Below are 24,511 nucleotides of genomic sequence, written 5' to 3'. Positions count from 1 at the left end.
TATAGTATGGCGTCAGGGACTGATTTATTGCGTATCGAGAACCTCGACGTCTCGTTCTCGATCTACGGCGACAAGTTGCGGGTGGTCAAAAGCGCCAATCTCCGGGTGCTTCCCGGTAAGGTAACGGCGCTGGTGGGCGAGTCCGGTTCCGGCAAATCGATCATCAGCCAGTCGATCATGGGTATCCTGCCGACCCCGGCGAAGGCGACGGGCCGCATTCTTTTTACTGATCCGCTCGATGGCGTGACAACCGACGTTCTGCAGTTGCCACGCGACAGCATGGAGATGCGCCAGCTTCGCGGCGCGCGTATGGCCAATATTTTTCAAGAGCCGATGACCTCGCTCTCGCCGCTGCATACGGTTGGCAATCAGATCAGCGAGGCGCTTCGCATCCATAATCCGGCCATCAGCAAGGCCGAGCAGCGCGAGAAGACCGAGGAGATGCTGGGCCTCGTCGGCTTTCAGAACCCGCACCGCACCTTCGACATGTACCCGTTCGAACTGTCCGGCGGCATGCGTCAGCGCGCGATGATCGCCATGGCGCTGATCTGCAATCCGGCGCTTCTCATCGCCGACGAGCCAACGACGGCATTGGATGTTACGATCCAGGCGCAGATCCTCGGCCTGCTACGCAACCTGCAGCAAAAGTTCAACATGGCCATACTGCTGATCACCCATGATCTTGGCGTCGTCGCCAATATGGCTGACGAGGTCGTGGTCATCTATCATGGCGAGATCATGGAGGTCGGACCGGTCGATACGATCTTCCGCCAGCCACAGCATCGATATCTGAAGGCGTTGATGTCGGCGGTGCCGCATTTCGACATGAAACCCGGGGAGCGGCTGAAATCGCTTCGCGACGTGCCGGTCAATATCGGCACGTTCTCGGGCAAGAAGAAATCGGCCAAGACCAACGGCGACGCCGCGCAGATGCTGCTCTCGGTGCGCAATCTCACCAAGACCTATACCTCGAAAGGAAGGGGGCTGTTCGGACGGCGGGCGGGCACGAAGTTCCGCGCCGTCGACGATGTCAGCTTCGACATCCGCCGCGGCGAATGTCTGGGCCTCGTCGGCGAAAGCGGATGCGGGAAGACGACGATCAGCAAGATTTTGATGCGCGCCGTCAGCGCGGATGACGGTTCGGTGACGTTCGACGACGGCGACGGCAAGATCGATGTGCTGGCCGTCAAGGGCGACGATCTCATGGAGCTCCGGACCAAGATCCAGATGGTGTTCCAGGATCCGGTTTCATCCCTGTCACCGCGCATGACCATCCGCAATATTCTGAGCGAACCCCTTGAAATCCATGAGCACGGCGACAGCAGTGAGCGCAAGGAGAAGGTCAAGGGACTTATGCAGGCGATCGGGCTCGACCAGCATTATTTGAGCCGCTACCCCCACAGCTTTTCCGGCGGCCAGCGCCAGCGCATCGGCATCGCCCGCGCCCTGGCGCTCGGGCCGAAGCTCCTGATCCTCGACGAGCCCGTTTCGGCGCTCGACGTCTCAGTTCAGGCGCAGATCCTCAATCTTCTCAAGGATTTGCAGAAGGAACTTGGCCTCACTTATCTATTCATCTCGCACAATCTCGCCGTCGTCGACTATATGGCGGACCGCATCGCCGTCATGGCCCGCGGCCGCATCGTCGAAATCGCGCCGCGGGAGATCATCCTGCGCGATCCTGTCCATCCCTACACCCGCTCTCTGCTCGCAGCAGTCCCCTTCCCCGATCTCGACCGGCCGCTTGATTTCTCCGCCTTGAATGCCGAAGGTCCGGCCGCCAAGCAGAGTTGGGGACCGCAATTTGCAGAGGACGAAGGCGGTGACCTCGCCTACGCCGATCTTGGCGGCGGTCATTTCGTGCGCGCTCGCCGCGGCGCCGATGTTCAGGAATTACGCACGTGGTAACCCGTCGAACCTTTCTCGGTTTTCTTGCATCTTCCGTGTTGCCGCTGCCGGCTGTCGCGGCGGATGCCGACAATGAACCCGACTTCCTGCACGACTGGCTGCGGGCCGGCCAGATGCCGCCGCTGGCGCAGCGCCTGCCGAAGATGCCCCGTATCATCAATCTCGCCGCACTCGGTCGCGAGCCCGGCCGCTATGGCGGCTCGATACGCATGCTCATCGGCGGCCAGAACGATCTGCGTCTTATGAATGTCTACGGTTATGCCCGTCTGGTGGGTTATGATCAGACGCTGACGCTGCAGCCGGATATCCTCGAATCCTACACGGTTGAAAACGACTGTATTTTCACCTTCAAGCTGCGTGAGGGTCATAAGTGGTCGGACGGCCATCCGTTCACATCAGACGATTTCCGCTATTGGTGGGAAGATGTCATTCTGAACAAGAAGTTGACGCCGGGCGGTGGCGCGCTGGAGCTGCGTCCGCATGGCGATCTGCCGCGCTTCGAAGTCATCGATGAGCTGACCGTGCGTTATAGCTGGGACCAGCCCAATCCGTATTTCCTGCCAAATCTTGCCGCGCCGCAAGCCTTGGTGCTGGTCGGCCCCAGCCATTATCTCAAGCAGTTCCATCCGAAATATCAAGACGATATCCGCCTTTCGGCGCTTATGAAGCAGTATCGCGTCAAGAAAGTCGCTGACCTGCACATCAAGATGGCCCGCGTCTATCGTCAGGAAAATCCCGAGCTGCCGGTGCTGGATCCCTGGCACAACACGACCGCACCGCCGGCCGAGCAATTCGTGTTCGAGCGCAATCCCTATTTCCATCGCATCGATGAAAACGGCAAGCAATTGCCGTATGTCGATCGCTTTGTTCTAAACGTCAGCTCATCCGCGATCATTTCGGCCAAGGCCGGCACCGGCGAAAGCGATTTGCAGGCGACCGGTATCGATTTCGACGACTACACCTTCCTGCGGGACGCGGAGAAACGTTATCCGATCAAGGTCAATCTTTGGAAGGCGACGCGCGGGTCGCGCGTGGCGCTGATGCCAAACCTCAATAGCGCCGATCCGGTCTGGCGGCAGGTGTTGTGCGACGTGCGGGTGCGCCGCGCCTTGTCGCTGGCTATCGACCGCCACGAGATCAATATGGCGGTTTTCTATGGCCTCGGCACCGAAAGCGCCGACACCGTGCTGCCGGAAAGCCCGCTCTATAAGCCGGAATATGCCAAGGCCTGGATCGCCCATGATCCGGCCCAGGCCAACACCTTGCTCGATGCCGCCGGCCTCGATAAGCGCGATGCGGACGGCATTCGCCTGCTGCCGGATGGTCGACGGGCAGAAATCACCGTTGAGACCGCCGGCGAAAGCACCCTCGACACCGATGTGCTGGAGCTCGTCATCGACCACTGGCGCAAAGTCGGCATCGCGCTCTTCACCCGCACATCGCAGCGCGACATCTTCCGCAGCCGCGCCATGGGCGGGCGCGTCATGATGTCGATCTGGTACGGCCTCGACAATGGAGTGGCGACCGCCGACATGAATCCCGGCCAGCTTGCGCCGACCATGGACGACCAGATGCAATGGCCGCTCTGGGGCATGTATTATCTCTCCCGCGGCACTCAGGGCACGGCACCCGATCTGCCGGAGGTCAAGAAGCTCGTCGAGCTGCTGGGAAAATGGGGCGAGTCGACTTCATCCTTCGAGCGGGCCGGAATCTGGCATCAGATGCTGGAGCTCTATACCGATCAGGTCTTTTCCATCGGCCTGATCAATGGCACGCTGCAGCCGGTCGTGCGTGCGTCACGTTTGCAGAATGTGCCGGAAAAAGCGCTCTACGGTTTCGATCCGACCTGCTATCTCGGCGTCTATATGCCTGACACCTTCTGGCTGAAGGAGGATCAACCGCGTGTTTAAATATATCCTTTGGCGCCTTGCGGTGATGGTTCCGACGCTGCTCGTCATCTCGATGTTGGTCTTCACCATCATCCAGTTGCCGCCAGGCGATTTCTTCGAAAGCCAGATCGCCGAACTTCGCGCGCAGGGCGAGAGTGCCAATCTGCAAGAGATCCAGGATCTTCGCCACGAATACGGGCTCGATAAGCCCATTGCCTTGCAATATGTCTATTGGGTCGCCGGCATGCTGCATGGCGATTTCGGCTATTCCTTCGAATATCAACTGCCGGTCTCGGAGGTCGTCGGCGACAGGTTGTGGCTGACGATCCTTGTTTCGATGACGACGATCATGTTGACGTGGCTGGTCGCCTTCCCCATCGGCATCTACTCCGCCACCCATCAATATAGCTGGGGTGACTACGGCCTGACTTTCCTCGGCCTGCTCGGCATCGCAATTCCGAATTTCATGCTGGCGCTGATCCTGATGTATTTCGCCAATATCTGGTTCGGCGTCACCATCGGCCATCTGATGGATCAGAAATATCTATCGCAGCCGATGAGCTGGGAAAAGGCGCGCTCGATCCTCTCGCATCTGTGGATTCCCGTCATCATCGTCGGCACTGCTGGCACCGCCGGCATGATCAGACGCCTGCGCGCCAACCTGCTCGACGAAATGCAGAAGCAATATGTCATCACCGCCCGCGCGAAGGGGTTGCACCCGCTCCGGGCACTGGTGAAATATCCACTGCGCATGGCGCTTAATTTCTTCGTCGCCGATATTGGCTCGATCCTGCCGTCGATCATTTCCGGCGCCGAAATCACCGCCATCGTGCTGTCTCTGGAGACGACCGGGCCGATGCTGATCAAGGCGTTGCAAAGCCAGGATATGTATCTCGCCGGCTCGTTCCTGATGTTCCTCGCTTTCCTGAACGTTATCGGCGTGTTGATCTCCGATATCGCCCTCGGCTTCCTCGATCCCCGCATCCGCTTGCAAGGCAGGAGCACAAAGTGAACGCACCCCTGCCGCGCCCAGGCGCCCCGCTAGAGCATTACGTTTCAACCGCCGCCTTCGATCCGGAGCAGTTCGAGGCCATGTCGGCCGGTCAGGCGCGTTACTACCAGGCCTCGCAGAAGCGGCTGATGTGGTGGAAGTTCAAGCGGCACAAGCTTGCTCTCGCCTCCGGCATCTTCCTGCTGCTGCTTTACGCCATGATTCTGATTTCGGAATTCCTGGCGCCCTACGGCCTGCATACCCGCAATGTCGAATACATTCATTCGCCACCGCAGAGGGTGCATTTCTTCAACAACGGCGAATTCGTCGGCCCCTTCGTCTATGGCCGCAAGATGACGCTCAATCTCGATACGTTGCGGCGGATCTATACCGACAAGACTGAGGACGTGCAGCCGATCCGCTTCTTCTGTCATGGCGACGCCTATCGTTTCTGGGGTCTTGTGGACGCGAACATCCATCTGGTCTGCCCCGCCGTCGGCGGCCAAATGTTCCTGCTCGGCACCGACCGACTGGGTCGCGACGTACTGTCCCGTATCATCTATGGCGCGCGCATCTCCCTGACGATCGGACTGATCGGCATCGCCATCAGCTTCGTGCTCGGGATCGTCATCGGCGGGCTCGCGGGCTATCATGGCGGTGTTTTCGACCTTCTCGTCCAACGGGTCATCGAAGTGCTGCAGTCGTTGCCGAGCCTGCCCTTGTGGATGGCGCTAGCGGCGATCATGCCGGTGACCTGGAGCCCCATCATCGTCTATTTCGGCATCACCATCATCCTCGGTATTCTCGATTGGACCGGACTGGCACGCGCAGTTCGTTCCAAGCTCTTGTCTTTGCGCGAAGAGGACTATGTACTTGCTGCACAATTGATGGGTGCAAGCTCGCCGCGTATTATTGCGCGTCATCTTATACCAGGCTTCATGTCGCATCTGATCGCGACGGCGACGATTTCGATCCCCAGCATGATCCTTGGCGAAACCGCGCTGAGCTTCCTGGGGCTCGGTCTTCGCCCCCCGATCACAAGTTGGGGCATTCTGCTGACGGAGGCAAAGAACGTCAGCGTCATCGCATTTTACCCGTGGCTCCTTTTCCCGATGGTCCCGGTAATTTTGGTCATTTTGGCGTTCAACTTTTTAGGAGACGGCTTGCGCGACGCGGCCGATCCCTACAAATAGCGGAAAGCGTGGCCAGAAATGAGTTGCAATTCGAAGAGCGGCCGCGGACGTCGTTTGCTGACAACGTGCGAAAATGACTTTCATTCCTGAGGTTTTGCCCATGAAGCGGCGCTTAGAAGATGCTCGAATCCTCATGTATAGTCATGACACGTTCGGTCTCGGTCACCTCAGGCGGTGTCGAACCATCGCGCACGCGCTTGTCGAGGATTATCGCGGGCTGAACGTCCTGATCGTTTCCGGCGCGACGATCGCCGGTGCTTTCGATTATCGAGCGCGAGTCGATTTCGTGAAGGTGCCGAGCGTCATCAAACTGCGCGACGGTGAATATACGTCGATGGCAAGCCATATCGATCTTCAGGAAACGCTGAAGATGCGCCAGTCGATCATCCGCCACACCGCGGAGACCTTTCAGCCCGACATCTTCATCGTCGACAAGGAGCCGATGGGCCTGAAGGGCGAGGTCGAGGAGACCCTGCAATATCTGAAGGCGCGCGGCACGACGCTCGTGCTCGGCATGCGCGACGTCATGGACGCGCCGCACCTGTTGGAAGCGGAGTGGAAGAAAAACAACGCCCTGCAGAAGATCGATCAGTTTTACGATCGCGTCTGGGTCTATGGCCCGCCGGATTTCCATGATCCGCTTGTCGGCCTCGATGTGCCGCCCGGCGTGCGCCGGAAGATGGAGTTCGTCGGATTCCTGCAGCGTAGTGTATCCACCTTGGGCACGAAGTCGGAACATGTGCCTGACGAGGATTACATTCTGGTCACGACCGGCGGCGGTGGCGACGGCGCCGATCTGGTCAGCGATGTCATCGGCGCTTTCGAGCATGACAATACGCTACAACACAAGACGTTGATCGTGCTTGGTCCCTACATGCCGGCCAAGGAGCGTAACCAGTTGCTGGAGCGCGCGAGTAAAATTGCCTGTCTGCAGGTGATCGAGTTCGACAACAAGATGGAAGAGCTGATCGCCGGCGCCAAAGGCGTCGTCGCCATGGGCGGCTACAACACCTATTGCGAGATACTGTCCTTCGACAAGCCGGCGCTGATCATTCCGCGTACGCGCCCACGCGAGGAACAGTTGATCCGCGCTCAGCGGGCAAGCGAGCTCGGCCTTGTCGACATGCTGCTGCCGGAGGAGTCTGCCGATCCGAAACAGCTTGCGGCGGCGCTAAAGCGCTTGCCAACCCGCGCACCACCATCGGCGAGCGGCGGGAACATGCGGCTGGAAGGTCTGGTCCATATTTCCCGCATCGTCGGCGAATGGTTTGACGACCGCGACCACTATCCGCCACTGTCGATCGTCGCCGAATAGAGCATCGGAACCGATCGATGCGGAAAAAAATCCTGGTGGTCCTCAAGGGCTACCCCCGCTTGTCCGAGACCTTCATCGCACAGGAGCTGCTTGGCCTGGAGCGAGCCGGCTTCGACCTGACGCTGATCTCGATGCGCAAGCCGACGGACAAGAAGCGCCATCCTGTCCATGATGAGATCAAGGCGCGGGTCGTTTACCTGCCGGAATATCTGCACAACGAGCCGCTGCGCGTGCTGCGCGCCTTCCTGGCCGGGATCAGAAAGCCCGGTTTCAAGCCATTGCTGAGGCAGTTCTGGGCCGATCTCAAGCGCGACATCACGCCGAACCGCGTTCGACGTTTCGGCCAGGCGCTGGTGCTGGCGCATGAATGGCCCGACAATGGCGAGTGGCTGCATGCGCATTTCATCCATACGCCAGCCTCGGTGACCGCCTATGCCAGCATCATGACGGGTATTCCCTGGACGTGCTCGGCGCATGCCAAGGATATCTGGACCTCGCCGGACTGGGAGCTGTCGGAAAAGCTCGAACGCGCCCGCTGGACGGTGACCTGCACGCGCAGCGGCTTTGAACACATGTGTGATCTGACCGCAATGCCCGAGAATGTACACCTCAGCTATCACGGCCTCGATCTCGCACGTTTCTCGCCCTTCACAGGCCACCACTCCGATCGCGATGGTTCGCAGGCACTGGAACCCGCTCTGCTGCTCAGCGTCGGGCGTGCGGTGGAGAAGAAGGGTTACGATGTGCTGCTGAGGGCATTGGCGCTGCTGCCCGCCGATCTCCATTGGCGCTTTACCCATATTGGCGGCGGCGATGGGCTGGCGAAGCTGAAGGCGCTCGCCGAGACGCTGGGCATTACCGACCGCATCACCTGGAAAGGCGCGATGGCGCAGGAGGATGTGCTGGCACAATACCGCCAGGCGGATCTCTTCGCCCTTGCCTGCCGTGTGGCGGCGGATGGCGACCGCGACGGTCTGCCGAACGTGCTGGTCGAGGCGTCCAGCCAGCGCCTGGCCTGCCTCTCCACCAATATTTCCGGCGTGCCGGAGCTGGTGACCGATGGCGAAAATGGCTTCGTCGTGCCGCCGGAAGATCCGAAGGCGCTGGCGGCGGCAATGGAACGGGCGATACGCAACCCGGCGCTGCGCCATCGGCTCGGCGACGCCGCCGAAAAACGGGTGCGCGAGCATTTCGACCATCATTCCAGCATCTGGCAATTGACGCGACTGTTCGAGGATCAGTGGCAAAAAGAAGAGCAATGGCGCAAATCCGCATGACGCCCCTCCACACGTCGTCCCCCCGCGTTTTTTTCTATGTTCAGCACTTGCTCGGCATCGGCCATCTCGCCCGCGCCAGCCGTATCGCCAGCGCCATGGCGAAGGATGGTTGCGAGGTAACGGTCGTTACCGGCGGCGTGCCGGTGAACGGCTTTCCTGGTCCGGATGTCACCTCCGTCACCCTGCCGCCGGTGGTGGCCAGCAGCGCCGGTTTCTCCGGACTCGCCGATCAGTTGGGAAATGCCGTCGGCGAGGACTTTCTGGCCGCGCGCCGCGACCAATTGCTGGATGCTTTTCGGACGGCTTCGCCTGATATCGTCATCATCGAGGCATTTCCTTTCGGCCGCCGTCAAATGCGCTTCGAACTCCTGCCGCTGCTCGATGCCGTCGCGAGAGCCAATCCGAAGCCGAAACTCTACACCTCGGTGCGCGATATCCTGCAGCAGCAGAAGAAGCCGGGGCGCGATGAAGAGACGGTGGCGCTGCTGCGGGATCATTTCGATGGCGTTCTCGTCCATGGCGATCCCAATTTCGTTCGACTGGAGGAGACATTTCCGCTCACCTCGGCGATATCCGACAAGATCACCTATACCGGCCTGGTAGCGCCGCCACTGCCGCCCGAGCCGCCCGAGATCTTCGACATCGTGGTTTCCGCCGGCGGCGGTGCCGTCGGGCACGACCTGATCCGCGCCTCGTTGGAGGCGGCAAGCCGCGTGGCCGTCGATCGCCGCTGGCTGCTGGTCACGGGGCCGAACCTGCCGGAGCAGGATTTCGCGGCATTGACGGGGGATGCGCCCGGCAATGTCGACCTCGTCCGTTTCCGCAAGGATTTCCCGTCCTTGCTGAGGGGGGCAGAACTGTCGATCTCGCAGGCGGGCTATAACACGGTCGGCGATCTCCTCGTCACCGGCTGCCGCTCCATCCTGGTTCCGTTCACGGCGGGCGGCGAGACGGAGCAATCGGTGCGCGCCGAGCGGCTGGAGAAGCTCGGGCTAGCACTGGCCTTGCCGGAAGCGGGGTTGACGACGGATCAGCTCGCCGATGCGGTGGAGACAGCGCTGTCGAGGCCGAAACCGTCAAACCCTGATATCGATCTTGCCGGCGCCGAGCGAACCTCGGCGGTCATTCGCCAGAGATAACGGTTGCAGCAATGAATCCGTCACAATACCTATCGTTTTGCCCCCTCGTTTTCTGCGATCCTGTGATATAAATTGAAAAATCAATGAATCGGAAGGGCGCCTGGACGAAAGACCGGGCGACGTTTCGTTTTCAAGATGGGGCGCGCATTCACGATGAACTCCTCCCGCACCTCTGCAACATCGGCGTCAACACCGGCGGCGAAGACTGTTGAATTTGGAAGCATGCAATAAGCGATGGAAAAAAGTCTAGCGCGTTACATCTGGTCGAATACCCGGCTGGAGCAAATCTGGATCCTGACGATCGTCGCCGCTTCGATGATCCCTTACTTTCTGTCCTTCGACTTGCCGAAGCAGATCGTCAATGGGCCAATCCAGGGCAAGGGTTTCGAACGTCCGGGTCAAACCCAGACCTTCATGCACATTTCTTTCGACGTGCCGGTGCTCGGGCACTTCGAAGTCTTTCAGGGCCTGCAGCTCACCCGTTTTTGGATGCTGATCGCGCTCAGCCTGGTCTTCCTGGCGCTTGTTATCCTCAATGGTCTCTTCAAGCTTTATATCAACACCTATAAGGGCCGGCTGGGCGAGCGCATGCTGCGCCGCATTCGCTTCGAGCTGATCGACCGCGTGCTGCGTTTCCCGCCCGCGCATTTCAAGCGGGTGAAGCCGGCCGAAATCGCCACCATGATCAAGGACGAGGTGGAGCCGATGGGCGGCTTCACTGGCGACGCTTTCGTGCAGCCGGCGCTTCTCGGTGGCCAGGCGATCACCGCGCTCGTGTTCATCATCATGCAGAATTTCTGGCTGGGCATGATCGCCGCGGGCATCGTCGCAGTGCAGGCGGTCGTCATCCCGCGCATGCGCAAGCGGCTGCTGGAACTTGGACGTCAACGGCAGCTCACTGCGCGCGAACTGTCCGGCCGTGTCGGCGAAATCGTCGAAGGCATAGGCACCATCCATGCCAACGATACCACCAACCTGGAGCGCGCCGACATCGCCTATCGTCTCGGGCTGATCTTCTCGATCCGCTACGACCTCTATCAGTGGAAGTTCCTGGTGAAATTCATCAACAACTTCCTCGCTCAGGTCACGCCCTTCCTGTTCTATTCCATCGGTGGCTTCTTTGCGCTGCAGGGCCGGCTCGATATCGGCCAGCTCGTGGCTGTCATCAACGCCTACAAGGACCTGCCGGGGCCGCTGAAGGAACTCATCGACTGGGATCAATCGCGCCAGGACGTGCAGGTCAAATACAATCAGGTCGTCGAGCAGTTCAGCGTGGATGGCCTGATCGAACCGAAGATCCAGGTTATCTCGCCCGCGCCCGCCGGCCGCATCACCCATCCGCTGGTCGCAACCAATCTCACGGTGATCGACGACAGCGGTGCCCGCGTGCTGGATCACGTCTCCGTCGAGATCCATCCCGGCGAAACGGTCGCGATCGTCGGCGACAGCGGCGCCGGTGGCGAATACCTTGCCGAAGCGCTCGGTCGACTGGTCTGGCCGGATACCGGCCGCATCTCCATCGATGGCCGCGACTTGCTGGAACTGCCGGAATCGCTGACGGGGCGGCGTATCGCCTATGCCTCGTCGGACACCTTCTTCTTCCACGGTACGTTGCGCAACAATCTTCTCTATGGCCTGAAGCATGCGCCGCTGACCGCGGCCGATTATGACGACGAGGCGGCCACCAAGCTCAAATGGCAGATGGCAGAGGCACGCCGCGCCGGCAATCCAGAGCTGGATCTCAGCAGCGACTGGGTCGATTATGGCGCTGCCGGCGCCACCGGTCCGGATGATATCTATTCGGTCATCCGCCCTGTTCTCGATGCTGTCGCCATGTCCCAGGATATTCTCGACATGGCGCTACGCTCGAATGTCGATACGACCGCGCATGATGATCTTACCTCTCGTATCGTCGAGCTGCGCCAGGCGCTACGCGTCAGACTGCAGGAGGAAAATCTCGACGGGCTTGTCGTGCCGTTCGAATTTGACACCTACAATCCGCAGGCAACCGTCGGCGAAAACCTGTTGTTCGGTACGCTGAAGCGGCCGCTGATGACCAACCGCAAGCTCGCCGCTCATCCCTATTTCCAGAAGCTGTTTACGGATACCGGCCTCGAGACCGACCTCTACGACATGGGCCTGGAGATCGCCGAGAACGCCGTCGAACTCTTCACCGATCTGCCGCCGGATCACCCCTTCTTCCAGCAACTCACCTTCATGACCGCGGAGGATATCCCGACATACGAAGCGTTGCTGCAGAAGCTGAACGGCAAGGGCTTCAGCGCCGCGACGCCCGATGAGCGAGTGGCCATCATCCGCCTCAGCTTCTCCTACATCGAACCCCGTCACCGCTTCGGTCTCCTGACGCAGACGCTGATGGACAAGATCGTCAAGGCGCGCGCCAAGTTCCATGAACATATCCCGGCTGATCTCGCGCGCGTGATCGAGCGCTACGACCCCGAGCGCTTCACCGCCTCGGCGACATTGATGGACAACGTGCTTTTCGGCCGAATTGCCCACCAGCAGGCCGATGCGCCCGAGCGTATCCACACCATCCTGTATGATGTCTTCGAACGGCTGGGGCATGCAGGATAGCGTATTGTCGATCGGCCTCGATTTCGACGTTGGTTCCGGCGGCAAGCGGCTGACCAACGTGCAGCGGCAGAAACTCAATCTTGGCCGCGCCTTGCTGAAGCGGGCAGATTACATCATCTGCAACCGGCCGCTGCCGGCGCTCGACCATCGCGTTCAGGATCAGATCGCCCGCGCTGTCCTGACGGGGCTCGACAGAAGCGAATATGCGCCCGCCGTCGTCTGGGTCCTATCCAATCCGGGCTTTGCGGAGCTGTTTGATCGCGTTCTGGTTTTCGATCGCGGCAGCCTGGTTGAAAGCGGCACCTCCACCGATCTTTTAGAGAAAAACGGTATGTTCAAAGAACTGTTATCGTAATATCCTATTGCAACGGTGGTATCTGGGGCCCGACACTGGGGGTTTGAAGCTCATGCTTCTGAAAGACGAAGTTGAAATGCTAAAGCGGGTGCCGATTTTTTCGCGCATCGCACCCGCAAAGTTGAAGCTTTTGGCATTCACGTCGGATCGCGTCAGCTACAATGCCGGTCAAGTTTTGTTTCATCAGGGCGACCAGGGCGATGCCGCCTACGTTGTTCTTTCCGGAACTGCTGATATTCTTGTCGATAGCCCGGCTGGAGAGATCAAGGTCGCCGAAGTCGACATCAACTCCATCGTCGGTGAAATCGCCATTCTCTGCGACGTCTCCCGCACCGCTACCGTCAAGGCGACGTCGCGGCTGGAGGCGCTGAAGATCAGCAAGGAGCATTTCCTGAAACTGCTCAGCGATTTTCCCGAAATGGCCGTCGAAATCATGCGCGTCCTCGCCGACCGCCTCAATCACACCACCTCCGAACTCACCGCCGCCCGCAGCCGCCAGAACCAGCAGCAGTCAGTGTCGACGCATTGAGATTGAGCCGTTGTGCCGACCTTTTCAGGTCTCGCGCGAGTGCATACTTCATCCGCAAGCACCCGCTTTGATGGGCACCTTTCCCTTTACTCATAGCTATGGGCGAGATGATGCTGCGTGCCGCTACCTCCATCGCATGACCACATAAGGAAGGCTTTCCCCTAACGTATGTCTTAGCGGGTGAGGTTTCGGATCTTCGGTCCCATATTTCCTACAACCTTCATACGGATAATGGATGGCTCATTGCCTTGATTGTCACGTTGTCCTTAGTATTCGACGCGCTCAAATTCTCTGATGCAGTAAGGACAGGTCATGGTGTTCATGGCTTTCATCCTTTGCGATCGGAACTATAGAGCGATGACCGAGCGTGAGAAACAGATTGAATTGGATCGCCTCATAGAGATACTTCGGGACGACGGCATGCCCTATCCCAGAACAAGCGGTATGCTTCTCTCCGGCGCTATGCTTGACAAGACGGTTTCGGAGTGTCGCCGGCTTGTGTCGATATCGCGGCGATCTGGACCACATGTTGGATCTTTGGAGCAAAGCCCTGTGCAGCCATACAGCCTTTGAGTGCTTTGTTGGAGGCGCTGGCCCCGACAATCCATAGGCTAGCGGCGGCTACTTGGGTTTCTGAAGCATGGCCGTAGCAAATCACCTTTGATTGCTCAAACCGTACCTCCTTTCGCCTGGGTATTATGGCAGCCGAGTCTCCCTTCACGTCTCCATCAAATCAGCCCACGCCCAGCCAAATTGCGCATCAAATGCGACGTTCCAAACGTCCAGGGAGTGCATTCCGTCGACAACAGCACCCGGTTCTTCAATGCGCCGAGCTTGTCGTTCGAAATGGTGACGATATCGCCGACCTTGTGGGTGAATCCCTGACCGGGCGTGTCGCGATCTTCGACGGGTGCAAAGAGCGTGCCCATGAAGAGGACGAAGCCGTCCGGGTATTGGTGATGGCGGCCGATGGTCTGGGAGACGAGATCGAGGGGATCGCGGCTGATTTCCTTCATTGATGAGCGCCCATGCAGCACATAGCCGTCCTCGCCTTCAACCTTGAGGTCGAGATCGGCATTGCGCACGTCGTCGAGTGTATAGGTCTCGTCAAACAGGCGGATGAAAGGGCCGATCGAACAGGAGGCGTTGTTGTCCTTCGCCTTGCCGAGCAGCAACGCCGAGCGCCCCTCCACATCGCGGAGATTGACGTCATTGCCGAGCGTTGCGCCCTTGACACGGCCTTGGCTATCGACAGCCAGCACGATTTCCGGCTCGGGATTGTTCCACTTTGAGATCGGGTGCAGGCCGACATCGGCACCCGTGCCGACAGAGGACATGACCTGCGACTTGGAGAAGACCTCGGCATCCGGGCCGATGCCGACTTCAAGATATTGCGACCAGACGCCCTCCTCGATCAGAGCTGCCTTCACCTTGGCAGCTTCCGGTGAACCGGCCTTCAGGTTGCGAAGACTGTCGCCTATCAGGGCGGTGACCTTGCCGCGGATTGCCTCCGCAAGATCCGGATTGCCGGCGGCGCGCTCCTCGATCACGCGCTCCAGCATCGAGCGGGCGAAGGTGACGCCGCAGGCCTTGATCGCCTGCAGGTCAACGGGGGCAAGCAGATGGAAGACTGACAGGTCGGCTTTGGTGGCAAGCAGATCATCGAGCTTGGCGACGGCTTCGCCCTTTTGTGCGCGGATAAAACCGACCGGATCGTCCTTCTCGAGGAGGTCACGCACGGTCGGCGTGTCTTTCGAGGTGATGTCGTAGAGCGCGCCGTCACGGACGACGACAACAGCCGGGCCTTTAACATCAGGACGCCAGATGCGGCCGACAAAGATTCCCGTGCTGAAAATGTCAGAACTTGCCATGTGTTTGCTCTCTCCCAGGTTCACCCCGTTTTTTTAGCGCAGGCAGAGAGGCTTTGCCACCTTGGATCGGCTCGAAGGATAGCAGGGTTTTGGATTTTCACCTTCTCCATGACGACAAAAAAGCAAGGCCCCGCAGCGATGCTGCGAGGCCTTTCCGGCCGCAAAACCGGGAGAGTGGTTTCAAGCGGCCTGAACCTTGCGGTCGCTGCGCGCCCATTCGGGCAGCCAGGTGCCATGGGTGGCCAAAAGCTCGTCGACCAGCGACCAGATCTGGTCGAGATCCAGCTCGGCGGCCGTGTGCGGGTCCATCATCGCCGCATGATAAATGTGGTCACGATTCTCGGTCATCAAGGCCTGTACCGTCAGCTCCTGCACGTTGATGTTGGTGCGGATCAGCGCGGTCAATTGCGGCGGCAGGTCACCGACGAAGGTCGGCTGGATGCCGGAGGCGTCGACCAGGCATGGAACCTCGGCGGCGCAATTATAGGGCAGCGAAGTGATGCAGCCATTATTGCGGACGTTGCCGTAGATGACCGAAGGTTCGCCGGTCCAGATCGAATTGATGATCGAGGAAGCATATTCCTTCGATTGGCTCACTTCTATCTTGTCCGCGCTGCGATATTCGTCGGCCTGGTTCTTCCAGCGTGCGATCTGCTCGATGCAGCGCTTCGGATACTCATCGAGCGGGATACCGAATTTCTCGATCAGGTCTTCGCGACCTTCCTTGATGAAATAAGGCGTGTACTCGGCGAAATGCTCCGAACTTTCGGTGACGAAATAGCCGAGCCGGGTCAGCATCTCATAGCGGACCTTATTAGGGCAACGCGGGTTCCAACCGGGCTTCGGCGCCCGCCCCTCGCGATAGGCGCGCACGAGATCGGGATAGAGATCGCGATAGGAACCATCCGCCTGGCGATGCTCAAATTTCAGGTAGAAGGCCATATGGTTGATGCCGGCCGAGCGGTAGCGGATTTCGTCATAGGGAATATCGAGATCCTTGGCCAATTCCATTGCCGTGCCCTGCACGGAATGGCAAAGGCCGACCTGCTTGATCGTCGGAAATTTCTCGGCGATTGCCCAGGTGTTGATCGCCATCGGGTTGACGTATTGCAGCATGACCGCCTCGGGGCAAACGGCGAGCATGTCCTCGCAGATCTTCCAGAGATGCGGCACGGTTCTAAGTCCGCGCATGATGCCGCCGACGCCGAGCGTGTCGGCGATCGTCTGGCGCAGGCCATATTTCTTCGGCACCTCGAAATCGGTCACGGTGCAGGGCTCGTAACCACCGATCTGAAAGGCGACGACGACGAAATCTGCTCCGTCCAGGGCCTTGCGCTGATCGGTAAAGGTCTCGACAACGGCCGATGCGCCAAGCGTCGAAGCCAGTTTGCGGGCAACGATGGCGCTCTCTTCCAGCCGCTGCGGATTGAGATCCATCAGCGCGATTTTCGCGCCCGTCAGCGCCGGGCGTTGCAAAACGTCGCCGATGATATTCTTCATGAACACGGTCGAACCGGCGCCGATAAAGGTGATCTTGGGATTGCCTGCCATGTGAAAGTCTCCTGAATGCTTATGAAGCTACCTCGAACGCCGCCTTCACGAGGCGTTCGGTGTAAGCGGTCTTGGGATGGGAAAGTACGTCGTCGACCGGCCCCTCTTCCATGATCTTGCCGTGCTGCATGACGATGACGCGATGGCAAAGGGCGCGGACGACCTTGAGGTCGTGGGAGATGAAAAGATAACTCAGACCCCGTTCGTCCTGCAGCTTGCGCAAGAGATCGATGATCTGCGCCTGAACGGAGAGATCGAGCGCCGAGGTCGGCTCGTCGAGCAGGATGAATTCCGGCTCGAGCGCGATAGCCCGCGCAATGGCGATGCGCTGGCGTTGGCCACCGGAGAATTCGTGCGGAAAGCGCGACAGGATATTCGAGGGCATGCCGGCGCTGACCAGTGCTTCCTTCACCCGCTCCAGCCGCTCCGCCTTGTTGGTACCGATATTGTTGACCACCAGCCCCTCGGCAATGATCTGGCCGATCGGCATGCGCGGGTTGAGCGAGGAGAACGGGTCCTGGAAAACGATCTGCATGCGTGAGCGCAACGGCCGCATCTCGGCCCGCGAACGGCCGTGGATGGCCTGCCGGTCGAAATAGATTTCACCGCTATCGGCGTCGATCAGCCGCAACAGGGCTTGGCCGAAGGTGGTCTTGCCGGAGCCGGATTCGCCGACGAGCCCCAGCGTCTCGTGCCGGCGGAGCTCCAGACTGAGGCCGTCGACGGCGACCAGTTCACGCATATCCGGTTTGAGGAAGGTGCCGTGGCGCAGCATGAAGGCAACCTTGACGGATTTGCCTTCAAGGATGGTGTCGCAATCCGGTGGCAACGGCTTTGCCTGTCCCCTCGGTTCGGAGGCGAGCAGATGCTGCGTATAGGAATGTTGCGGATGGGCAAAAAGTTCTTCCGTCGTATTGTGCTCGCGCATCTCGCCGTGCTGCATGACGTAGACATAGTCGGAGAACTGCCTGACCACGGTCAGGTCGTGGGTGATCAGGATCACCGCCATGCCGAGTTGCTTTTGCAGGTTGCGGATCAGATTCAGGATCTGAGCCTGCACGGTAACGTCGAGCGCGGTGGTCGGCTCGTCGGCGATCAGCACATCCGGATCATTGGCGAGCGCCATGGCGATCATAACGCGTTGGCGCTGGCCGCCGGAAAGCTGGTGCGGGTATTGTTTCAGCCGTGCCTCAGGATCGGGAATCTGGACTTGCTGCAGCAGCGCCAGCGCCCGCTTCTCTGCCTCGCGGCGGCCGATCCTGCGATGGACGCGGATTGCCTCGACGATTTGGCTGCCGATTGTGTAGATCGGGTTCAGCGAGCTCATCGGCTCCTGGAAGATCATCGAGATGCGATCGCCGCGCAATTGCCGACGGGCGCGTTCGGAAAATTTCAGCACATTCTTGCCGTCGTAGCTGACGGTGGATTTTTCCGAGACGACGGCGCGTTTGGTAAGCAACCCCATCACCGTGCGGGCGGTCACCGATTTTCCCGAGCCGGATTCACCGACGATAGCGATGGTTTCGCCACGGTAGAGCTGGAAGGAGATATCCTTGACGGCGTAGACGATGCCGTCCTCCACCTTGAATTTGACGGCGACATTGCGGGCGTCGATGACGGGCGGCACGGTCTTGTTGGCCGCATCAAGCCTGATATCGGGGGCAAAGGGATTGACGAGTGCGAGAGCCATTGTCCGTCTCCTCTCAATAGGGATCGATGGCGTCGCGCAGACCGTCGCCAAGCGCATTGAATGCAAAGACGGTGACGAGCACGAAGGCGACGGGCGAGAGGATCCAGGGATAAGAGCCGATGACCGAATAGGTGGACGTATCCTGCAGCATCAGCCCCCAGGAAATCAGCGGCGGCTTGACCGCGAAACCAAGGAAGCCAAGGAAGGATTCGAGCAGCACGACGCTCGGAATTGCCAGCGTCACAGTGACAATGACATGGCTCATCACGTTCGGGAAAATGTGCTGCAGGATGATGCGCCAGTCCGTCGCCCCTACCGCCATGGCGGCGCGCACATAATCGATCCGCGCCAAGGCCAAGGTCTTGCCGCGCACCTCGCGCGACATCTGCGCCCAGCCGAGCGCCGACATGACGATGATGACGAAGGCGAGGAAGACATTGGTCGGCGCCGTCACGGGGATCAACGAGGTCAGCGCCAGATAAAGCGGCAATTGCGGAAAGGCGAGCACCAGCTCGACGAAGCGCTGGATCCAGGTATCAAGCGTACCGCCGAAATAGCCTGAGACCATGCCGACGGTGGTGCCGACGATCGTGACAATGAAGACGACTGTCAGTGCAATCATCAGCGAGATGCGCGAGCCGTAGATGGCGCGGGAGAGCACGTCGCGGCCGAACTTGTCGGTGCCGAGGAAATGCACGGGCTGGCCGTCGACCGAGCCGAAGAGGTGGCGATTGCCGGGGATCAGGCCAAACAGGTTATAGGGCGCGCCCTTGACGAAAAAGCCGAGCAGACGCGGGTTGTTGTAGTCTGGCCCGACCACCGGCTGAAAGGTGACCGGATCGAGCTCGTCGGTTTCGGCCAGCGCATAGACGCGCGGCTGGAAGAAGAAATTACCGTCCTTGTCGTGGAAGCTGATCACCTGCGGCGGTGCAAAGCCGGTGTCGGTAGCCTTGGGATCGTCTGGGGCGACGAATTCGGCAAAGAGCGACATCAGCAGCAAGAGGATGACGAGGATGAGGCCGCCCATGCCTGTCCAGGAGCGCTTCAGGCGTCGCCAGACAAGCGCGATGTAGCTCTCATTGCCGCTTTTCGATTTGATCTTGTTGTCATCGAGCGGTGGCGCGGATGTACTGAAGGCGAGCATCAGTGGATCCCTCCCTGTTGGCGAACGCGGGGATCGAGCAAGGCGAGCAGCATATCGGCAATGATGTTGCCGATGATCAGCGTCGCCGACAGCACCATCATGAAGGTGGCGGTGACGTAGACATCGCCGACCGCCATCGAGCCGACGATCGCCGGCCCTACGGTCGGCAGCGCGAAAATAATGGCGGTTTCGATCTCGCCGGTCAGCATATAAGGCAGCACGACACCCTGATACATGACGAGCGGATGCAAGGCGTTCGGCACCGCATGGCGCATGACGACGGCGCCGCCGGAGAGTCCTTTCGCACGCGCGGTCTCGACATATTGCGCATTCAGCGTGTCGAGCAGATTGCCGCGCATGACACGCATGTTGTAGGCGAGCCCCCCGAAAGTGGCGATCGCCACGACCGGCCAGACATGCTTGACCAGATCGACGAACTTAGCCCAGGACCACGGCGCGCCGCCATATTGCGGCGAATAGAAGCTGCCGATTTCCGAGACGTTGAGCTGAAAGACGAGGATATAAACGATGATCAGCGCCATCAGGAAGCGCGGCACCGTCATGCCGAGAAATGAGATGCCGGAAAGCAGGCTGTCGATCCAGCTATATTGCCTGGTAGCGGCCCATATGCCGAAGCCGATGCCGAGAACGGAAGCGAAGAGATGGCAAACAAGCGCGAGCGCCAGGGTGCGCGGCAAGCGTTCGCCGACGACATCCGCGACCGGCTTGTTGTAGAACATGCTGTAGCCGAAATCACCCTTGGTGACGATGCCGCCGATCCAGTTGAAGTATTGCACGACCAGCGGCTTATCGAGGCCGTGTTCGCGACGGTAGATTTGCGCTTGCTCATCAGCCTGGGCGAAGGACGCGCCGCCCTGGTTCATCAACTGCGAACGGATGAAATCTGCATAGTCCCCAGGCGGCGCCTGGATGATGGCAAAAGTCACCACGCTCAGAATGACGAGCACAGGTATGGCAGAGGCTATGCGCACGAGCAGGAATCGCAACATGGGACGGTTCGCTTCTCTTCTTGCCGCCGGTGGTCTGCATCCTCTGAGGATAGCACGGACCGGCTGGGTTCACCCTTGCCCGGCTGCACCGCGATGCAGCCGGAATTTTTGCTTGGTTAGCGGGTAGCCGGCCCGTGGGGCCGGCTACCGTTGCTCCGTTAGTTGATCGGGCCAGCGCTGCCCGGCGCACCCGGAAGCTGCTGCGGGAACAACTCGTATTTGCCTTGCTTGTCGGCCGCGACCCACATGCGCTCGCGAATGATGGAGTCTTCTGCCCAGTTGAACATGAAGATCGGCGTGCCCGGAGGAACGTTCGAGAAGCGCTTGTTGATGATGAGCGCGCCCGGATATTCCGTCAGACCGATATTGTAGAGATGCTCGGTCGAGACTTTCTGGTACTGCTTCATCAGGGCCACACGCTCGTCGCTATTCTGCGAGGTCGTGAACTTATTGACAACATCGACCATCTCCTTTTCGAAAGGCATCAGGTCCAACTGGCCACTTTCGGGCGCGCGGTGGTTCCAGCTCGTGCGCGGGCCGACCGGGGCGAGCTGTTCGGTGTTCTGCACGACGGAGGCCAGCTCCGTGGTGTTACGCCGGACCATCCAGTCGAAGCGGCCGCTATAGTTGGCGTCGTCGCGCTTCGGTCCGTCGAGTGCATTGATGATCACGCGAAGCCCGAGCTTTTCCATCTGGGCCACGACGCCCTCGGCAAGGCTCTTGTCCGTGGTGTAGTCATTGTTGACCAAGAGCGTGATCTCGACATCCTTACCGCCGGCGGTGCCGGCCGGGAAGTTGACGATGCCGTCACCATCCGTGTCCTTGAGGCCCGCCTTGGCAAGCAGTTCCTTGGCACCCTTCAGATCGAAGGGATAATAGACGGTCGAGTTGCGATCATAGAAGCTGGTGCCCGAAGAAAGGCCGCCCGGATAGATCGCCGTGAACGGCCCCTTGACCAGGGAGTCACCGATCGCCTTGCGGTCGAGCGCCATGGTCACGGCCTTGCGGAAATCCTCGTTGCGGTTCAGCTCGCGGATTGCCTGGCCGCGTGGGTCCGGGTTGCCCCAGCCATTGGCGGAGAAGTTCATCTGCAGGTTATAGCCGATGAGGCGCGGTCCGAAGGCGAGACGCGCGGGAGCGTCCGGCTGGGCAGCGCGCTTCAGCGAAGCGACGAAGTTTTCCGGCTGCTCCAGATTGGAGAGGTCGCCGGAGCCGGCCACCGCCTGCACGTCGCGGTCCGCCCAAGTCGAAAGCTTATAGTGCAGCTCGTTGAGGTAAGGCAGTTGATTACCCTTCTCGTCGACCTTCCAGTAATAGGGATTGCGGCGCAGGACGATAATGTCATCGGATCGATACTCGACCGGCACCCAGGCGCCCATGACCGGAATGTTCATATATTCCGGTGGGAAAGCATTCTTGAACTGGTCGTAGGTGTTCTTCGAATATTTCGGATGCTGCGGCTTCAGGATGTGCGATGGGCCTGGGCAGAAATTGGGATAGGCCATCGTGTAGAGATATTGTTTCGGGAAGGCATCCTTGAAGGTCCACTCGATGGTGTAATCATCGATCTTCTTGAGGGTCGTGCCCTCGCCGAAAGCTTCCGGCGATGCGCCGCCACCGAGCGGCGAGACGTTCGGATCGATGACTTCGTCTTCCCAATAGAACATGATGTCGTCGGCATTGAAGGGCACGCCGTCGGACCATTTCGCACCTTCGATCAGGTGCATGGTGAGCTTGTGGCCGTCCGGCGACCATTCCCAGCCCTTGGCAAGGTTCGGCAGCGGTTCGGTGTCCTTCGCCTCGACCTGGAACAGCGGCGCGGTGCGCGTCAGGCACTCGGAGAGGCCGATATCGATGCCGCCCCACCCTTGCGTCTGGCCGGCGCCATAGTTCCAGCCTTCCGGCCGGCCGCCGATGACATGGCGCAGCGTATCGCCATAGACGCCGGTGCCGTCAGGCATGTTGCCGGTCTTGAAAACGAGCGGTTCCTTCGGCAGGCGATCCTTGACCGGCGGCAACTTGCCGGTCTTGACGAATTTCTCGGTAACCCAGTCCGGCTCGTGATATTCCGGCAGCGTCTTGAACTCCAGGATGGAATCGCGTGCCACATATTTGATCTTGCCTTCGGCCGGGAAAACTGGCGGTACGGGCGGCACCGTCGGTTCGGACGCGTAGGCGCTCATGGCGATCGCGGATGTGGCAATCGTCAACGCCGCAAGAATGCTGATCGGTCGAAAATGTCTCATCGTTTTCTCTCTCCCATTGTCGCGAGCGCCCCGCGGGTGCGCCGCACTCCTCCATCGAACGGGAACCGGTTGGCTTTGCGCGACGGGCCTCCTCCTGAAAGTCCCGCCGCAGCCAACCTGTCCCGAATGTCCATTCGCTAGCCAGCCTGCTTCACGGCTGCTTTTTCCGCTCTCAGCTCCTCGATCGAGCGTACGTTGCGGCTGGCCGCACCCTTCCAGTCGCGGGTTTTCACCTTGCCGCGCGACAGGCGGTCCTTGGCGCCTTCGACTGCATCCGCATATTGCGGCAACCAGCGAGCTTCGGCCACAATCATTTCGTCCACCATCTGCCAGACCTCTTCCGGTGTCGATACGGCGCCGACCAGCGGATCGTGCAGAACCGCGAGTTTCAGCAGGTCGAGATCGCCGCTGACGGCCGCATGAACCGACATACGCTGAACATTGATCGAGGAAATGCAGGTCGCGGCGCAGGCTTCGGGCAGCGTGATGCCTGCCACCATGTTGATGCCGAAGCGATCGACGAAGCCGGGCGATTCGATGATGGCGTCTGCAGGCAGATTGGTGATGACGCCATTATTCTTGACGTTGAAGTGGCCGCGATAGACGCGGTTGGTCTCCAGCGCTTCGAGAATATGGCTTGCATGCTCGTTCGAGCGCTTGGCGGGGTCGATCGGCTTCGAGGCGCTCTCGAGGATCTGCGGGAACTCCGTCTCGAACCAGTTGCGGGTCTCCGTCGAATGGCGGAGATAGCCGCCCGTCTCGCCGTGGATCCAGTCGGACATGTCGATCCACTTGTTGATCTCGTCCGGCCGCTTGCGATACCAGGGCAGGTATTCCGAAAGATGCCCGTTGCTTTCGGTGGAATAGACGCCGAAGCGCTTCAGCACATCGATGCGCAATTTCTCCTGCTGCGAATAGACCGGATGCGCCTCGAAAGCGGCAATCAGCTCGTCCTTGCCGATCTTGCGGCCGTTGAGACGCAGGTCGACGAACCAAGTCTGGTGATTGATGCCCGAGCAGATATAGTCGAGTTCCGACTTGTCCTTGGCCCCGAGAACTTCGGCGATCTGCTCGGCCCCGTGCTGGACGCCATGGCAGAGACCAATCGTATCGACCTTGCCGTATTCGATCGCCGCCCAGGTGTTCATCGCCATCGGGTTGGCATAGTTCAGGAACTTCGCGCCTGTTTCAGCGACTTCGCGAATATCCTTGCAGAAGTCGAGAATGACGGGAATGTTGCGCTGGCCGTAGAGAATGCCGCCGGCGCAGATCGTGTCGCCGACGCATTGGTCGATACCGTATTTCAGGGGGATGCGGATATCTTCGGCATAGGCTTCCAGCCCACCGACGCGCACGCAACTGATGACGTAGCGCGCGCCATCGAGAGCCTTGCGCCGTTCTGTCGTGGCCGTCACCCGCGTCGGCAACTTGTTCGCCTCGACGATCTTGTCGAGGATCGCCTTGATCATCGTAAGATTGTGCTCGCTGACATCGGTCAGCGCGAATTCGACATCCCGGAACTCCGGCACGCAGAGAATGTCGGTGAACAGTTTTTTCGTGAAGCCGACGCTGCCTGCGCCGATGATGGCGATTTTGAAACTCATGATCCTCACCTTAAAGTCGGTCGAACAATCAGCAGCGGAGAAGAGGCTGGTGTTTTCATTCTATGATCGCAGAGACAGCGCGACACAGTAAAATCAGCACCTTCTCCTCCTTCTGCCGGTCCTCATCGGCAGGTGCATGCTGTTTTCTGAGAGGAATTATGCCTATAATCGTCGGGCCGACCAGAGAACTATTATGCTTTCAAGGGT

The 24,511-nt window shown here is 59.7% G+C and carries 15 protein-coding genes and 1 pseudogene; 9 read left to right on the top strand and 7 right to left on the bottom strand.

Going from position 1 to position 24,511, the window contains the following annotated elements:
* Positions 1–6 precede the first annotated feature (6 nt).
* The 9 genes and pseudogenes from N2601_RS23150 (at position 7) to N2601_RS23110 (ending at position 13,188) form a co-directional block, all read left to right on the top strand.
* Entirely contained in the window at positions 7–1,905 is a 1,899-nt protein-coding gene (locus tag N2601_RS23150) for an ABC transporter ATP-binding protein (RefSeq protein ID WP_104826675.1), read from the top strand.
* Positions 1,899–3,815, top strand: a complete 1,917-nt coding sequence (locus N2601_RS23145) for an ABC transporter substrate-binding protein (RefSeq protein WP_104826674.1) — start codon at positions 1,899–1,901, stop codon at positions 3,813–3,815. The genes N2601_RS23150 and N2601_RS23145 overlap by 7 nt, the downstream gene beginning before the upstream one ends.
* Positions 3,808–4,806: an ABC transporter permease gene (locus tag N2601_RS23140; protein WP_104826673.1), complete on the top strand. Its 999-nt coding sequence runs from the start codon at positions 3,808–3,810 to the stop codon at positions 4,804–4,806. The genes N2601_RS23145 and N2601_RS23140 overlap by 8 nt, the downstream gene beginning before the upstream one ends.
* A complete protein-coding gene (locus tag N2601_RS23135; protein WP_104826672.1) occupies positions 4,803–5,978 on the top strand; it encodes an ABC transporter permease in 1,176 nt (391 codons plus the stop codon). The genes N2601_RS23140 and N2601_RS23135 overlap by 4 nt, the downstream gene beginning before the upstream one ends.
* A gap of 100 nt (positions 5,979–6,078) precedes the next feature.
* Positions 6,079–7,293 (top strand): glycosyltransferase family protein, encoded by a 1,215-nt coding sequence (locus N2601_RS23130; protein WP_104826671.1) that lies wholly within the window; start codon positions 6,079–6,081, stop codon positions 7,291–7,293.
* 17 nt (positions 7,294–7,310) lie between these two features.
* Complete coding sequence (locus tag N2601_RS23125; protein WP_104826670.1) at positions 7,311–8,570, top strand: glycosyltransferase; 1,260 nt, start codon at positions 7,311–7,313, stop codon at positions 8,568–8,570.
* Positions 8,552–9,709, top strand: coding sequence for a glycosyltransferase family protein (locus N2601_RS23120; protein WP_245464182.1), 1,158 nt, complete (start codon positions 8,552–8,554; stop codon positions 9,707–9,709). Before N2601_RS23125 ends, N2601_RS23120 begins: the two co-directional genes overlap by 19 nt.
* Positions 9,710–9,943: 234 nt before the next feature.
* Positions 9,944–12,659, top strand: a pseudogene (locus tag N2601_RS23115) (ABC transporter transmembrane domain-containing protein).
* Positions 12,660–12,711: 52 nt separating this feature from the next.
* Positions 12,712–13,188, top strand: coding sequence for a cyclic nucleotide-binding domain-containing protein (locus N2601_RS23110; RefSeq protein WP_104826668.1), 477 nt, complete (start codon positions 12,712–12,714; stop codon positions 13,186–13,188).
* Between the two features lie 728 nt (positions 13,189–13,916).
* On the opposite strand, the gene N2601_RS23105 is transcribed toward N2601_RS23110, so the two are convergent.
* From N2601_RS23105 to N2601_RS23075, 7 genes are all read right to left on the bottom strand, one after another.
* Positions 13,917–15,059, bottom strand: coding sequence for a fumarylacetoacetate hydrolase family protein (locus N2601_RS23105; protein ID WP_104826666.1), 1,143 nt, complete (start codon positions 15,057–15,059; stop codon positions 13,917–13,919).
* Positions 15,060–15,239: 180 nt separating this feature from the next.
* Positions 15,240–16,610 (bottom strand): alpha-glucosidase/alpha-galactosidase, encoded by a 1,371-nt coding sequence (locus N2601_RS23100; RefSeq protein WP_104826665.1) that lies wholly within the window; start codon positions 16,608–16,610, stop codon positions 15,240–15,242.
* A gap of 19 nt (positions 16,611–16,629) precedes the next feature.
* Positions 16,630–18,300, bottom strand: coding sequence for an ABC transporter ATP-binding protein (locus N2601_RS23095; protein ID WP_104826664.1), 1,671 nt, complete (start codon positions 18,298–18,300; stop codon positions 16,630–16,632).
* Positions 18,301–18,313: 13 nt separating this feature from the next.
* Positions 18,314–19,444: an ABC transporter permease gene (locus tag N2601_RS23090; RefSeq protein WP_104826663.1), complete on the bottom strand. Its 1,131-nt coding sequence runs from the start codon at positions 19,442–19,444 to the stop codon at positions 18,314–18,316.
* Entirely contained in the window at positions 19,444–20,454 is a 1,011-nt protein-coding gene (locus tag N2601_RS23085) for an ABC transporter permease (protein WP_104826662.1), read from the bottom strand. Before N2601_RS23085 ends, N2601_RS23090 begins: the two co-directional genes overlap by 1 nt.
* A gap of 158 nt (positions 20,455–20,612) precedes the next feature.
* Positions 20,613–22,700, bottom strand: coding sequence for an ABC transporter substrate-binding protein (locus N2601_RS23080; protein ID WP_104826661.1), 2,088 nt, complete (start codon positions 22,698–22,700; stop codon positions 20,613–20,615).
* Between the two features lie 137 nt (positions 22,701–22,837).
* Entirely contained in the window at positions 22,838–24,304 is a 1,467-nt protein-coding gene (locus N2601_RS23075) for an alpha-glucosidase/alpha-galactosidase (protein ID WP_104826660.1), read from the bottom strand.
* Positions 24,305–24,511: the final 207 nt, after the last annotated feature.

This window comes from Rhizobium sp. CB3060 (assembly GCF_025200735.1).
Classification (GTDB): Bacteria; Pseudomonadota; Alphaproteobacteria; order Rhizobiales; family Rhizobiaceae; genus Rhizobium.
Note: the sequence above shows the minus strand (reverse complement) of the source record. Positions and strands in the feature narration are given on the sequence as shown.

Excerpts from the sequence above, each read along its gene's own strand:
- N2601_RS23150 (WP_104826675.1), top strand. The coding sequence starts at position 7 with ATGGCGTCAGGGACTGATTTATTGCGTATCGAGAACCTCGACGTCTCG.
- N2601_RS23130 (WP_104826671.1), top strand. The coding sequence starts at position 6,079 with ATGAAGCGGCGCTTAGAAGATGCTCGAATCCTCATGTATAGTCATGAC.
- N2601_RS23125 (WP_104826670.1), top strand. The coding sequence starts at position 7,311 with ATGCGGAAAAAAATCCTGGTGGTCCTCAAGGGCTACCCCCGCTTGTCC.
- N2601_RS23120 (WP_245464182.1), top strand. The coding sequence starts at position 8,552 with ATGGCGCAAATCCGCATGACGCCCCTCCACACGTCGTCCCCCCGCGTT.
- N2601_RS23110 (WP_104826668.1), top strand. The coding sequence starts at position 12,712 with ATGCTTCTGAAAGACGAAGTTGAAATGCTAAAGCGGGTGCCGATTTTT.
- N2601_RS23105 (WP_104826666.1), bottom strand. The coding sequence starts at position 15,059 with ATGGCAAGTTCTGACATTTTCAGCACGGGAATCTTTGTCGGCCGCATC.
- N2601_RS23100 (WP_104826665.1), bottom strand. The coding sequence starts at position 16,610 with ATGGCAGGCAATCCCAAGATCACCTTTATCGGCGCCGGTTCGACCGTG.
- N2601_RS23095 (WP_104826664.1), bottom strand. The coding sequence starts at position 18,300 with ATGGCTCTCGCACTCGTCAATCCCTTTGCCCCCGATATCAGGCTTGAT.
- N2601_RS23090 (WP_104826663.1), bottom strand. The coding sequence starts at position 19,444 with ATGCTCGCCTTCAGTACATCCGCGCCACCGCTCGATGACAACAAGATC.
- N2601_RS23085 (WP_104826662.1), bottom strand. The coding sequence starts at position 20,454 with ATGTTGCGATTCCTGCTCGTGCGCATAGCCTCTGCCATACCTGTGCTC.
- N2601_RS23080 (WP_104826661.1), bottom strand. The coding sequence starts at position 22,700 with ATGAGACATTTTCGACCGATCAGCATTCTTGCGGCGTTGACGATTGCC.
- N2601_RS23075 (WP_104826660.1), bottom strand. The coding sequence starts at position 24,304 with ATGAGTTTCAAAATCGCCATCATCGGCGCAGGCAGCGTCGGCTTCACG.